The organism is Mesorhizobium sp. P160219 (assembly GCF_057786095.1).
The window spans coordinates 4,954,656-4,967,433 of the sequence record NZ_JBYNWG010000001.1 but is presented as its reverse complement, the minus strand read 5'-3'; the positions used below and the strand labels follow the sequence as shown (position 1 = coordinate 4,967,433).

The window sequence follows — 12,778 nt, the reverse complement described above, 5'->3', positions numbered from 1 at the left end:
GCTTCAAGCAGCGTTGACCAGCGCCATGCCCTCGAATTGGTGATAGCCGATCGCCGTTGCGAGCACGGTTTCGGGAATGCCTTCGAACGGCTTCTCGGCCGCGGCGTCGAATACGGGGTAGGCGGCCTTGCGGTCGACGGCCAGGGCGGCGAGGGCGACCGCGAATGGAAACTGCGCTTCCTTCATATGCCCGGTCAGCGTGGCGAAGCCGCGCGCCGATATCGCCGGATTGGCATCCAGCGCTGACTTTTCGGCTGACGTCGCGGTATGCGCCCCGGAGGCGCCCGACAGGGCCAGCAACTTGCCGTTCGGGAGAGCCGCCTGTTTGAGCAATGCCGCGATCTCGGCGTCAAGCTCGCCGCGCGAGCGCCGGGCGCGGCCTGAGACGACCGGTCCGAGCTCGGCATAGATTTTCCGCCCACGGCTTTGCGCGTGTTCGCGCTGCTCCAGCACCAGGAAGGCGCCACCGGAGCCGGAGACCAGGCCGCCGCCCTCGGCGCCCTGTCTCTGCCAGACCGGCTTCCATGGGCCGCGATGCAGATAACCGGCCAATTCATAGCCGAGCAGCATGTCGGAATGTTCGGTCTGGAAGGCGCCGCCGACCAGTATGTGCGTCGACTGTCCGGAGCGGATGCGCGCGGCGGCGGTCTCGACGGCCGCGACGCCGGCACCTTCCTCGCCCATGAAGGTCCTCGACGACCCCGTCACCTTGTGGACGATGGAGATGTTGCCGGCGAGCAAATTGGAGAGCTGGGCCAGGAAAAGGGTCGGCCGCAATTCGGTGGTCAGTTTCTCGTTGAGCAGCACGTCGCGGTCGTTGCGGCTCTCGGACGCTGCGAGGATGGCGGCATCGACCGCCTCGTCCCGCTCGCCGCCGCCGGCGGCCACCACCATGTCCATCGTCGTGCAGAGATCGTCATTGCCCTTGATGCCGGCGTCATCCAGCGCCATGCCGGCGGCATAGGTGCCCAGCCTCTGCCAGGTTTCCATCTGCCGCTGGTCGCCGCGCTTGGCGATCTGCAGGTTCCAGTCGATCTCCGGCAGGGGATGCACGGTGTAGGGCGCAAAGCGTGCGGATTCGAGCACCGGCTGCAGGCCCGGCTGCGCCAGCTTCTGCCAGTGGGTATCCGGACCCTCTCCCAGCGAGGAGACAAGGCCGATACCGGTGATGACGACGTCGCGAGGGCTGCTCATGAGCGGCTTTGTGGGTCAGGCGGCGCAGCCCGTCAAGGCCGCGCGCCAGCCGATATCAGGCGGTCTTGGCGGCGACCAGCGCGTCGATCTTGGCGCACAGGTTCTTCATGACGAAGTAATCGTCGGTCGAAGCCTTGCCGTCATTGACTTCCTGGGTCCACTTTTCCAGCGGCACCTTGATGCCGAATTCCTTGTCGATGGCAAAGACGATATCGAGGAAATCGAGACTGTCGATTCCGAGATCGTCGATCGTGTGGCTCTCGGGAGTGATGGTGTCGATATCGATCTCGCTGGTGTCGGCAATGATCTTGGCGACTTTGTCGAACGTGGTGGACAAGGGCTCTTCCTTCGGTTGCGGGCGGAATCTGTCCGCATCTGGTTTGGGCGCTGTCTAATCGGTTTTTTCCGGCAGGAAAAGGCCTGATACGCCGGGCGCAGATGGGATGGCCCTCCCGTGAAGACAAGAAGGGCCGCCCGACAAGCCGGCGGCCCTCCCAGTTGACGTTACGTCAGCTTAGTTTTCACGGAGCTTGACCACTGGCTTTCTCAGAACGTGACGCGGCCGAGCACGCGCAAGCCATCGCCCTGCGGCTCGACCACCACCGCTTCGCCCTCGCGCGGCGAGACGCCGGTCAGCGCGACGATGTTTTCGAGATGCGTGACCATGACCAGATTGTCGGAACCGGTGTAGGCGCGGATTTCCTTCATCACCGCGTCGAGCTGCGCGGCCTTCTCGGTCGGATCGCTCCTCAGGAGGTCTAGCGGCGCAAAGAGCTCCGGCTCCGCTTCGAAGGCGATGCGGGCAGTGTCGAGGCAGCGGCAATAGCGGCTGGACAGCACCCGCTCGATGGGGGCGGCGCGGGCGCCGAACAAGGCGCCGATCTTGCTCGCCTGCTGCTTGCCGCGCGCCGATAGGTTGACCTGGGTGGCGCAGTTGTCGATGACGAAATTGGCGGGGTCGGTGGTGCCGGTGACCAGTGCATGGCGAAGCAGCACGACATGGCCGCCGTCACGCAGCAGCGCCCAGCCGGCGTCGGTCGCGTGGGCGACGGCGGGAACAGCAAGCAGGAACAGCGACAGCACAAACCGAATCATCGAAACCTTTCCGGGAGCCGGATGCCGCTCCGGTCATTCTGATATAGGGATCGGAAAGCCGGCACAAAGACAAGCGAAAGGCGAACCCTCGGTTCGCTTCACATTTTCGCCATTTGCTTCTTCGCCAGCTCGATCTTCTGATCGGTGAGCGGGATAGGGATCGTGTAGCCGGCTTCGGTGAAGCCCTGCTTGGCGTTCTCGAAGAATTCGATCGCCTTGAGATATTCCGGCTTGCCCGCGCCATAGCTGGCGCGGTTCCAGTGGACGTCGCCGATATTGTTCTGCTCGAAGGCCCACTGCAGCGGCTGACTTTCGCGCGTAAACACCTTCAGCGCCGCCGTGAACGCCGCTTCGGCGTCGTTGAGATATTTGTCGGTCCGCTGGAGATTGCCGAGATTGAGCAGGCTCATACCGATGCCATTTTGAGCGTTGGCCCAGTCGACCGGCGCGGCCTCGATGGTGAGTATTTCGAGCGCTGCCCGCCGCGCCGCAATCGAATCCTGCAGCGTCTTGGCATCGCCATTGCTCATGCTCAACCAGTGCAGCGTCGAGCCCAGGCCGGCCTGGGCCATTGCCCATTGCCGCGGGTTGGTCTCGCGCTTGTACTCGCGCAACGCATTGCCGTAGGCGTCGACCGCCTCGCTGTAATGCTCGGGCTTGTCGGTGACGCCGCCGAGAAGCTGCAGCGTGTTGCCGAGATTGTAGTAGCTCATCGCCCAGTCCTGCGGGAACTTCCGCCTGACATAGACCTGCCGTGCCGCCTGGAAGGCTGCCGCCGACTGTTCCAGCTTGGCCGCATCACGCGTGCGCTGGCCCAGCGTCTGATAGATCGAGCCGAGATTGTTCTGGGCTGACGCCCAGTCCATCGGGAAGCGCTTGCGGGTAAACACCGTCAGAGCGTCGTCATAGGCAGCAGCAGCTTCTTCGAGCGTAGCCGTGCCCATATCGAAGCGGGCGATACCGCTCAGCGCATTGCCCAGGTTGAGGCGGCTGGTCGCCCAGGACACCGGGAAAGTTTCGCGGGTTCGCACTTCCAGCGCGGCGCGAAACGCGTCGGCCGCCTCGTTGATCTTCGCCTTGTCGTTGAGCTGGATGCCAAGCGTTACAAGCGTGTTGCCGAGATTGTTCTCGACCATCGCCCATTCCACGGGTGCTTTCTCGCGTGTGTATTCCTCAAGCGCCAGCCGGTAGGCTGCTTCGGCCTGGGTGAGATGCTCGCCGGCAGGCTCACGCTCGGAGAGTGCATAGAGCGCGAGGCCTAGATTGTTCTGCGAACCGGCCCAGTCCAACGGCAGCTTGTCGCGCGGACGCTTCTCAAGGGTGGCGCGCGTCGCCGCCACCGCTTCATTGAGACGCTTCGGGTCGCTCTCGCGTTCGCCGATCTTCAGAAGCACGTTGGCCAGGTTGTTCTGCGCCGCGGCCCAGTTGCGGTCGTCCTTCTCGCGCTCGAACACCACCAGCGAATCGCGGAAAATCACCGCTGCTTCTTCGAGATGCGCAGTCTCGGTTTCGCGCTCTCCAATGGTCTGCAGCACCACCGCCATGTTGTTGCGGGTGATTGCCCAGTCGCGATTCTGTTCGCCGTTGGGGATGAAGTTCAAGATGGTGCGATAGGCCTCGATGGAGTGCTGCAGCGCATCGAGGTCGCCGGTGGCGTAGCCATGAGCGTTCAACGCCTCGGCCTCCTGGTTCTTGTAGTTCCAGCGCAGCTTTTCGTCCCACTTCTCGACCAACGAATACGCCTTGGCATAGTCGTTGGCGGCGGATTTGTAGTCGAAGACCAGCGCGGCGGCGTCGGCGCGTTTGGCATAGATGGCGGCGTCGGCGATGCGCTTTTGCCGGAGCAGGTCCTCGGCCTCGTCGACCGCACCGCTGTTTTCCTCGATCCGGCCGACCGCGTCGTCGAGGAATTTGCGCGCCGTCACCATGGCGCCCTGGCCTATGGCCTTGTCGGCGGATGCGACCAGGCGACTGATCTCGGGATCGTCGGTGCGCAGCGCGGCGCGCTCGGCCATCATCTTCTTCAGACGCTCGGCCTGGCTGTCCAGCACCTTCTGCAGGTCGTTGGGATCCTCAGGGATCTTTTCCGTGCCGAGCGCCTTGAGCACGCCGTAGAGCGCGTCAAGGGGCACGCCGTCCTGCAGAGAAGCCAACTCCACCTGAGCCCGTTTGGGATCGGGCAGGTCGGAAATGGTCAGCAGCAATTGCCGCCGCTCACCGGTGATCAGCCCGTCGTCGCCGGTCGGTTCCGGCGGCGCGACGCCGAAATAGAGCAGGCGACGCAGACTCTCGCTGACCCAGGGGCGCTGCTTTGCCTTGGTGTCGAGATAGACCTCCTCGGTGACCATGCGCATGACCGAGCCGAATTCCGTGCCTTTCATCGCGGTGAGGTGGCGCAGCAGGGCGGCGGCGTAGGGGCTGTTTTCGCCGGCGGCGCCATCAAGTGCGGGTCGGCCCGGCTCAGCGGCGAAGCCGACCACGGTTCCCAGGCTGGCATTATCCAATGAGGCATCGGCGAGGGCTTTTGCGCCGCGCACCGGTTCCAGCCCGCCGGCGCCGACAGGCTCGGCGGAAGCCGTCGGCCCGCGTCGCACGACCGCGCCCGGCGGAAACGGGTTGGTGCGGCAGGCGTCAAGCAGCACGATCGTCACCGGCACGGTCTTTTTCAGCTCGTCCATGACGGCTGAAATCGCCACCAGCGCCTCACCGGCATTTTTCAACGAGGAGACGTCGGCATCGACCGGCACCAGATAATTCTCGCCGCCCGCCTCGATGCCGTGGCCGGAATAATAGATGAAGGCGACGTCGGCGCCTTCGGCGTCCTCGACAAACCGATCGAGATCGCGCTTCAGCTTGGCGGCATCGCGATCGGTGACGTTGCGGGCGTCGAAGCCGAGGTCGGTCAGCATCTTGGCCATGTCGCGGGCGTCGTTGGCCGGGTTGGCAAGGGCTGCGATGTGTTCGTATTTCGACTGGCCGATGATCAGCGCCACGCCCCTGAGACTTTTGGTCTCGGCGGCCTGGGCCTCAGATACGCCAAGGCAAAGCAGTATAGCGACGAAACCCGCCAGCCACCCCTGTCTGACCAGCCACACTTGTCTGACCAGCCACCCCTGTCTGAAATGACGCTGTTTCGGCGTCGCAACCATTCGCTGTGTGTCCGCCCTGATGATCCCAAGCCTGTATAGCGCTGCCACCCGACCATGATCAAATTCAGGCGCCGGGCGGATCGAGGATCAGTTTCTGAAGATCATGGCGATTGCACTGGAATCCGGGCTCGCCTATCCCTGAAAAATGTCTCCGCTCACCGAAACCGTTCTTTTCGTCTTCAGCCTCGTCGCGCTCGGCTATGTCACCGGGCTCACCGGCTATCTGAAACCGGCCAGCGGGGACGGCATCTCCGAATTCGCCATCAACGTCGCGATGCCGCTGCTGCTGTTTCGGACGATGGTGAATTCGGATTTCCACGGCGTGGCGCCCTGGTCGCTGTGGGGCGCTTACTTCACGGCGGTTGCAATGACATGGGCCGCCGGCCATCTGGTGACGACACGGATCTTTGGGCGGGACGCGCGCACCGGCATCGTCGGTGGAGTGTCGTCGTCCTTCTCGAATGTGGTGTTGCTGGGCATTCCCTTCGTTCTCGGCGTATTCGGGTCCAGCGGATTCGAAGTGCTGTCGCTGCTCGTTTCCGTGCATCTGCCGACCATGATGATGGCTTCGATCATCATGTTCGAGATATTTGGCCGCGGCGGCAGCGAGCCCGTACACCCGCTGCACATCATCCAGAGCTTTCTGAGAAGACTGTTCACCAATCCGTTGATCATCGGCATCCTGGCCGGGCTGGCATGGCGCCTCACCGGCGCGCCGCTGCCGAACCTTGCCATGCGACTGGCCGATGCGCTGGCTAACACCGCCGGGCCGGTGGCGCTGTTCGCCATGGGGCTCAGCCTGCGCCGTTTCGGCATTTCCGGTAACATCCGACCGGCGCTGGCGCTGTCGACGCTGAAACTGTTCCTGATGCCGGCGCTGGTGCTCGGCCTGGTCTGGCTGTTTGGCCTGCCGCCCTTGACGGCCAAAGTGGCGGTCGTGGTGGCGGCGCTGCCGTCCGGCATCAATTCCTATCTCATCGCCGTGCAGTTCAACACCGGCCAGGCGCTGGCGTCGAACCAGATGACCATCGCCACGGCAAGCGCGGTTGTTACAACCGCCTTTTGGCTGACGGTGGTGGTGCATGTCTTTGGGTAGGCTTGGTCTTCTGTAAGGCTGGTCTTTGGCAAGGCTGGTCTTTGGCAAGGCTGCGGCCCAAACTAATTTACATGTGAATTTTCTCTGGCGTTGGGCTGGCCCAAAGCCTATATGCCATCTTGCAATTGCTTGCCGGGCTTGCCCTAGGTAAAGAGCAGTGGCTTCAGCGTGTCGGCTCCGCCGCCATTGTGCACGCTCGTTCAAGAGATCCAGGAAACCGGCCCGTAAGTGCGCCGAACGGAGGCTAGACCATGCTGCAGAAAACCAGCCATTTCATGCGCCAGTCCAATCTCATCAATGGCGAATGGGTGCAGGCCGACAGCGGCCAAACGGTCGACGTCAACAACCCGGCCACCGGTCTCAAGATCGGCACCGTGCCGAAGTCGGGCAAGGCGGAAACCCGCCGCGCCATCGAAGCCGCAAGCGAAGCCTTCAAGACCTGGCGCAAGACGACCGCGCTGGAGCGCTCGAAGCTGTTGCGCAAGCTGCATGACGCGATGATGGATAATCAGGATGTGCTGGCCGAACTGCTCACCATCGAGCAGGGCAAGTCGCTCGCCGAATCCAAGGGCGAGATCGGTTCGGCTGCCGCCTACATCATGTGGTTTGCCGAGGAAGGCCGCCGCACCTATGGCGATGTCGTGCCATCGCCATGGGGCGATCGCCGCATCCTGGTGACCAAGGAGCCGGTCGGCGTCATTGCCGCCATCACGCCGTGGAATTTCCCCTCCTCGATGCTTGCCCGCAAGCTTGGCCCCGCGCTTGCCGCCGGCTGCACCGCCGTGGTCAAGCCGGCCTCGCAGACGCCGTATTCCGGCCTTGCATGGGGCGCGCTCGCCGAGGAAGTCGGCTTCCCAAAGGGCGTCATCAACATCCTGACGGGTGCTGCCGGCGAAATCGGCGACGAGATCTGCGCCAATCCGCTGGTGTCGAAGATCACCTTCACCGGCTCGACCGAGATCGGCAAGCTGCTGATCCAGAAGTCGTCCGTCACCGTCAAGAAGGTCTCGATGGAACTCGGCGGCAATGCGCCGTTCCTGGTCTTCGACGATGCCGACCTCGATCGCGCCGTCGCCGGCGCCATCACCGCCAAATACCGCAATTCAGGCCAGACCTGCGTGTGCACCAACCGCTTCCTGGTGCAGGCCGGCATCTACGACAAGTTTGTCGAGAGGCTGGCCGCTGCCAGCAATGCGCTGAAAGTTGGCTCGGGCCTGGAAGAGGGCGTGCAGCAGGGGCCGCTGATCGACGTGAAGGCGGTCGAGAAGGTCGAGGAATTCATCGCCGACGCCACGTCGAAGGGCGGCAAGGTCGTTGCCGGCGGCAAGCGCCACGCGCTTGGCGGCTCATTCTTCCAGCCGACCGTCATCGCCGATGCGAAGCCCGACATGCGCTTCATGAAGGAAGAGATTTTTGGCCCGATCGCCCCGGTGTTCAAGTTCGAGACCGAGGAGGAAGCCATTGCGCTCGCCAACGACACCGAGTTCGGCCTGGCCGCCTATTTCTACACCGGCGACCTCGGCCGCGCCTTCCGGGTCATGGAAGGCCTGAAATACGGCATGGTCGGCGTCAATGAAGGCCTGATCACCACGCCGGAAGCGCCGTTCGGCGGCGTCAAGGAATCGGGCCTCGGCAAGGAAGGCGGACATCAGGGCATCGAGGATTATCTCGACACCAAATATGTCTGCATCGGGGGTCTCGGCCTCTAAATCATTCACGGGCAGGGCAGGCCGCGCGCCTGCCCTTGCCAGACGACATTCAGCCGGACTGGAGCGGTTCAGCGTTTCACGGAAACGCCGAACCGCTCCAGTTCTTTGTTTTTTGCAATTCCGGACGGAAAACCGTTTCACACTTTTCCTGGAATTGCTCTAAGTCGACAGATCGATGAATTAGCATTTGGACATAGCGATGAAGGACGGCGAAGTCTTCGGCACGACGCAGGCAGGCGAACCCGTTCGCCGTTTCACCATCCGGGGCGGCGGCGTCAGCGCCAACATCATCGGGCTCGGCGCAATCATCCAGGATCTGCGGCTCGCCGGCCACGACGCGCCGCTGGTGCTGGGCTACGATCGCTTCGAGCCTTACGAGACCGACCGGGCCTTCTTCGGCGCGGTCGTCGGCCGCTATGCCAACCGCATCCGCGACGGCCGCTTCACCATTGCCGGCCAGCGCTACCAGACCGAGCGCAATTTCCTCGGCAAGCACACGCTGCATGGCGGCTCGGAGGGCTTCTTCCATCGGCCGTGGACGGTTTCGCTGCACGGCCGGGATTTTGTCACCCTGACCCTGCACGATCCCGAGGGCACGATGGGCTTTCCCGGCGCGCTCGACGTCACCTGCACCTACCGGCTGAAGATTCCCGGCACGCTCTCGATGGAACTGACCGCCACTTGCGAGGAGCCGACGCTGTGCAATCTGGCGCAGCATTCCTATTTCAATCTCGACGATGGCGGCGCCGGTGACATTCTCGACCACCGGCTGATGCTGAATGCCGGCGCCTATACGCCGGTCGATGGCGAGATGATCCCGACCGGCGTGGTCAAACCGGTCGACGGCACGCCCTTCGACTTCCGCCAGGCGCGGCCGCTGCGCATGGAAACGGAAGGCGAGCAGCTTCCTTACGACGTCAATTTCTGCCTGGCGTCAGCCCGGGGCCCGCTTCACCAGGTGGCGTGGGCGCAAGGCGCCAATTCCGGCGTCGAGATGGAGGTCTGGACCACAGAGCCTGGCCTGCAGCTCTACACCGGCCAGTATGTCGCGCCAACCTCAGGCGGCCTGGACGGACGGCGCTACAAGGCGTTTTCCGGCTTTTGCCTGGAAGCGCAGACATGGCCCGACGCGCCGAACCGGCCCTATTTCCCACAGGCCACGCTGTGGCCGGGCCAGATCTATCATCAGGTGACGGAATATCGTTTCAGGCTTCCCTAAGGTCTTAGCCCTCGAAAGCGGTTCTTAGAACCTCGAACGGCGCCAGCGCGCCTCGCACCTGCACGACAGCGGCGGCGACGCGATGCGCGCGCTGCACGGCATCCGCCGGGGCATGGCCGGCAAGCCGGGCGGCGAGATAGCCGCCATTGAAGGAATCGCCGGCGCCGGTGGTGTCGACCGGGGTGGCGACATGCTGGGCCGGAACCGGCTGCAGGGCTCCGCCAGTGGCGATCAGCGCGGGTTCCTCGCCATTCTTGACGACGACTTCGCCGACCAGTTTTCCGAACCGCTCGGCGGTCGCTTGCGGTGCCGAATCGCCAAACAGCATCTGCTCGTCGGGAAAGGTCGGCAGCGCGATGTCGGCGACGGCAAGCGCGTCGAGGATCGCGGCTTGCGCCTCCTCGCGGCTCTGCCACAGGCGCGGCCGGTAGTTGGGGTCGAAGGCGACGAGCGAACCGGCAGCCCGCGCCTTGGCCACTTCTGCCAGCAACGTCTTGCGCGCGGCGGCATCCAGAATTGCCAAGGTGATTCCGGAAAAATACACAAGAGCCTGGTTTTCAAGGCTTTTTGCCAAGGCGGCCGGGTCCGAGGCAAGCCGCCTGGCCGCCGCGTCGCTGCGCCAATAGGTGAAGGCGCGTTCGGCGCCGGTCAAGGTGATGGCGTAGAGGCCGGGCCGCGCGCCTGGGATGACCGGGCTGGCGCCGATGTCGATGCCGTTTTCGGCGAAGAACGAAATCTGGCCCTGCGAGAAGGGATCGTCGCCGAAGGCCGAGACATAGGTCGCCGGCCGCTCGCCGCTCAGCGCATGCAGCGCCCACAACGTGTTGAACGTGTCGCCGGCAAAGCCCATGCGCCAGTTCGGCCCGGCCTGGCCGGACAGCTCGAGCATGCATTCACCGATCGAAGCGACGCCGTCTGCTGCCATGTATCTGTCTCCGGACCAGTTCGCTGCTGTAGCTTTTTGCGGCCGGCAGCGCCATGCTTGGCGGCGGCGGTTTTTTGCGCCAGAAGCGTTTTCCCACAGAAGCGGCGGGACGCGAATTGCTTCCCGAGACGTTATGTCCAGAAGAGGAACCGGTTTGGCATCGATATGGCGTTATCTTCTTGCGGGCGTTGGTCTGGCCGCCTTGCTGGCTGGCATATTGGCGATCGTCTATCTGACCGCGCCGCAGTCGGCGCCGAGCCCCGATGTTTCGCGCTCGAAGAAGACGGCGAACGGCTTGTTTGTCGCCAGCATTCAGCCGGAACGCGGCGTTATCCGGCAAGGCGAACTGCAATCCTGGTTGCTGACCCTGAAGACGGTCAAGGGCGATTCCGTGGAAGGTGCGGCGATCTCGGTGTCCGGCGGCATGCCGCAGCACAATCACGGCTTGCCGACCAGTCCGCAGGCGACCGATTATCTTGGCGAGGGGCGTTACCGCATCGAGGGGCTGAAATTCACCATGAGCGGCGTGTGGCAGTTGCGCTTCGCCATTTCGGCGGCGGCCGGTTCCGACACGGTCGTCTTCAACGTGGTGCTGTGAGCGGATGAACGGCCTGTTGCGCCTTCTGGCATTGGCGGCGGTCGTGCTCGTTGCCGGCTGCGGCAAACCGGATTTTTCCGATGCCGAGAAGAAGACCATCGCTTCGCTGGCGCTGAACACCTTGCCGGCGCTCAAACCCGACACCACCAACCGCTTCGCCGACGTGCCAGCCGCCGCCGCCCTGGGCTCCACTCTGTTCTTCGACCAGGGCATGAGCCGTGACGGTAACGTATCCTGCTCGACCTGCCACAAGATCGACCGGCAGTTCCAGGATGACCTGCCGCAATCCGTCGGTGTCGGCCGCACCAACAGGCGCTCGATGCCGCTGGCCGGCATCGCCCGCAATCCGTGGTTCTTCTGGGATGGGCGGCGCGACAGCCTGTGGGCGCAGGCGCTGACGCCGCTGGAAAATCCGCTCGAGCAGGCGGGAAACCGCGCCGCCTTCGCCCATTACATCCAGAAGCGCTTTGGTGCGCGCTACGAGCGCATCTTCGGGCCACTGCCGGATCTTTCCGCCGTGCCGGCCAACGCCAGCCCGCTTGGCAACGAGGCCGAGCAGGCGGCCTGGAAGGCGATGACCCCAACTCAGGCTGAGGGCGTCAACCGCGTCTTTTCCAATATCGGCAAGGCGATCGCTGCCTTCGAACGGTCGATCGAACCGGCACAGACACGCTTTGACCGCTTTGCCATCGATCTTGTGTCAGGCGCCAAGCCGAAAGCCGACGATGCCTTTTCGCCGGAGGAGATGCTCGGACTGAAACTGTTCATCGGCAAGGCCAATTGCGTCACCTGCCATAACGGCCCGCGCTTCACCGACAACGCTTTCCACAACACCGGCGTGCCGCCGGTCAGGGATTTGCCATTGGATCGCGGCCGTTTCGATGCGGTGGCCCAGGTTCAGGCCGACCCATTCAACTGCTTCGGCGCCTTCCGCGATGGCGACGCCGGCGCCTGCGGCGAGCTGCGCTTCATCGTCAAGGCAGCACCCGAACTGATGCGTGCCTACAAGACGCCGTCGCTCAGGGGCGCGGCGACACGGCCGCCCTATATGCATGCCGGACAGTTCTCCACGCTGGAGGAGGTGGTGGCGCACTATGCGAAGGCGGAGGCGAGCGTCGAGGGCACCTCCGAGGTCCACCCGCTGCAGCTGTCGGACCGCGAACGCGCGGCGCTGGTGGCGTTTTTGAAGACGCTGTCGGAGTGAGCTAGCGATCCTTCACCGTCTCCATCGCCACGAAGGTCGAGGTCTGGGCGACGTGGGGGAGCGCCGAGATGCGCTCACCGAGAACACGGCGATAGGCGGCGATGTCGGTGGTACGGACTTTCAGGAGATAATCGAAGCTCGACGCCATCATGTGGCACTGCTCGATCTCCGGCACGGCCTGCACCGCGCGATTGAAAGCATCGAGCGCGGCCGAGCGTGTGTCCGACAGTTTGACCTGGACGAAGGCGACATGGCCTTCGCCCATGCGCTCGCGATCGATGATCGCCTGATAGCCCCTGATATAGCCGTCCTTCTCCAGGCGCTTCACCCGCGCCTGCACCGGCGTCTTCGACAGGCCGACCTTGCCGGCCAGTTCCGACATGGACAGCCGCCCGTCGCGCGCCAGCGCCGACAGGATGTTTCTGTCGATGCGGTCCAATCGGTCTTCTGTCACGGATATCACAGCCCATCTGATAACAATTGAGCCGCAATGATAGATCATTCGGCCTGCCATGTCGATTTCTTTGGACCGGCCGAAAATGCGGCTCTGTGCTAGCTTGCGCCATTCGGTCCGGCGACCGCCGGCCCG

11 protein-coding genes are annotated in these 12,778 nt (G+C 63.8%); 5 read left to right on the top strand and 6 right to left on the bottom strand.

Annotated features, from left to right (window positions below; all coding sequences use genetic code 11):
* Window positions 1–3: 3 nt before the first annotated feature.
* The 4 genes from AC3EMP_RS24150 to AC3EMP_RS24135 form a co-directional block, all read right to left on the bottom strand.
* Entirely contained in the window at window positions 4–1,194 is a 1,191-nt protein-coding gene (locus AC3EMP_RS24150) for a beta-ketoacyl-ACP synthase (RefSeq protein WP_023681743.1), read from the bottom strand.
* A 55-nt stretch (window positions 1,195–1,249) separates the two neighbouring features.
* Complete coding sequence (locus tag AC3EMP_RS24145) at window positions 1,250–1,531, bottom strand: acyl carrier protein (protein ID WP_010909964.1); 282 nt, start codon at window positions 1,529–1,531, stop codon at window positions 1,250–1,252.
* A gap of 209 nt (window positions 1,532–1,740) precedes the next feature.
* The gene (locus AC3EMP_RS24140; protein ID WP_023670442.1) at window positions 1,741–2,289 is read right to left on the bottom strand and encodes a histidine phosphatase family protein; all 549 of its coding nucleotides are present in this window, start codon (window positions 2,287–2,289) and stop codon (window positions 1,741–1,743) included.
* Between the two features lie 98 nt (window positions 2,290–2,387).
* On the bottom strand, window positions 2,388–5,438 hold the full coding sequence (locus tag AC3EMP_RS24135) for a caspase family protein (protein ID WP_352595502.1): 3,051 nt from the start codon (window positions 5,436–5,438) through the stop codon (window positions 2,388–2,390).
* Between the two features lie 145 nt (window positions 5,439–5,583).
* Between AC3EMP_RS24135 and AC3EMP_RS24130 the strand changes: the two genes are divergently transcribed.
* The 3 genes from AC3EMP_RS24130 (at window position 5,584) to AC3EMP_RS24120 (ending at window position 9,462) form a co-directional block, all read left to right on the top strand.
* Window positions 5,584–6,534, top strand: a complete 951-nt coding sequence (locus AC3EMP_RS24130; protein WP_023751590.1) for an AEC family transporter — start codon at window positions 5,584–5,586, stop codon at window positions 6,532–6,534.
* Between the two features lie 251 nt (window positions 6,535–6,785).
* A complete protein-coding gene (locus tag AC3EMP_RS24125) occupies window positions 6,786–8,243 on the top strand; it encodes an NAD-dependent succinate-semialdehyde dehydrogenase (protein ID WP_023751589.1) in 1,458 nt (485 codons plus the stop codon).
* Window positions 8,244–8,436: 193 nt separating this feature from the next.
* Window positions 8,437–9,462 (top strand): aldose epimerase family protein, encoded by a 1,026-nt coding sequence (locus AC3EMP_RS24120; RefSeq protein WP_023681740.1) that lies wholly within the window; start codon window positions 8,437–8,439, stop codon window positions 9,460–9,462.
* Window positions 9,463–9,466: 4 nt separating this feature from the next.
* Here the strand turns inward: AC3EMP_RS24120 and AC3EMP_RS24115 are convergent, their stop codons facing one another.
* Window positions 9,467–10,387, bottom strand: coding sequence for a sugar kinase (locus AC3EMP_RS24115; RefSeq protein ID WP_023751588.1), 921 nt, complete (start codon window positions 10,385–10,387; stop codon window positions 9,467–9,469).
* Window positions 10,388–10,541: 154 nt separating this feature from the next.
* Here AC3EMP_RS24115 and AC3EMP_RS24110 point away from each other — a divergent pair, with 154 nt between their 5' ends.
* Window positions 10,542–10,985, top strand: coding sequence for a FixH family protein (locus AC3EMP_RS24110; protein ID WP_023751587.1), 444 nt, complete (start codon window positions 10,542–10,544; stop codon window positions 10,983–10,985).
* 4 nt (window positions 10,986–10,989) lie between these two features.
* Complete coding sequence (locus AC3EMP_RS24105; RefSeq protein WP_023710747.1) at window positions 10,990–12,189, top strand: cytochrome-c peroxidase; 1,200 nt, start codon at window positions 10,990–10,992, stop codon at window positions 12,187–12,189.
* Between the two features lies 1 nt (window position 12,190).
* On the opposite strand, the gene AC3EMP_RS24100 is transcribed toward AC3EMP_RS24105, so the two are convergent.
* The gene (locus AC3EMP_RS24100; RefSeq protein WP_023710746.1) at window positions 12,191–12,643 is read right to left on the bottom strand and encodes an Lrp/AsnC family transcriptional regulator; all 453 of its coding nucleotides are present in this window, start codon (window positions 12,641–12,643) and stop codon (window positions 12,191–12,193) included.
* Between the last annotated feature and the right edge of the window lie 135 nt (window positions 12,644–12,778).

What these genes read in the sequence shown, in the direction of transcription:
- AC3EMP_RS24130 (WP_023751590.1), top strand. Translation starts at nt 5,584, where the DNA reads ATGTCTCCGCTCACCGAAACCGTTCTTTTCGTCTTCAGCCTCGTCGCG.
- AC3EMP_RS24135 (WP_352595502.1), bottom strand. Translation starts at nt 5,438, where the DNA reads ATGGTTGCGACGCCGAAACAGCGTCATTTCAGACAGGGGTGGCTGGTC.
- AC3EMP_RS24115 (WP_023751588.1), bottom strand. Translation starts at nt 10,387, where the DNA reads ATGGCAGCAGACGGCGTCGCTTCGATCGGTGAATGCATGCTCGAGCTG.
- AC3EMP_RS24125 (WP_023751589.1), top strand. Translation starts at nt 6,786, where the DNA reads ATGCTGCAGAAAACCAGCCATTTCATGCGCCAGTCCAATCTCATCAAT.
- AC3EMP_RS24140 (WP_023670442.1), bottom strand. Translation starts at nt 2,289, where the DNA reads ATGATTCGGTTTGTGCTGTCGCTGTTCCTGCTTGCTGTTCCCGCCGTC.
- AC3EMP_RS24150 (WP_023681743.1), bottom strand. Translation starts at nt 1,194, where the DNA reads ATGAGCAGCCCTCGCGACGTCGTCATCACCGGTATCGGCCTTGTCTCC.
- AC3EMP_RS24105 (WP_023710747.1), top strand. Translation starts at nt 10,990, where the DNA reads ATGAACGGCCTGTTGCGCCTTCTGGCATTGGCGGCGGTCGTGCTCGTT.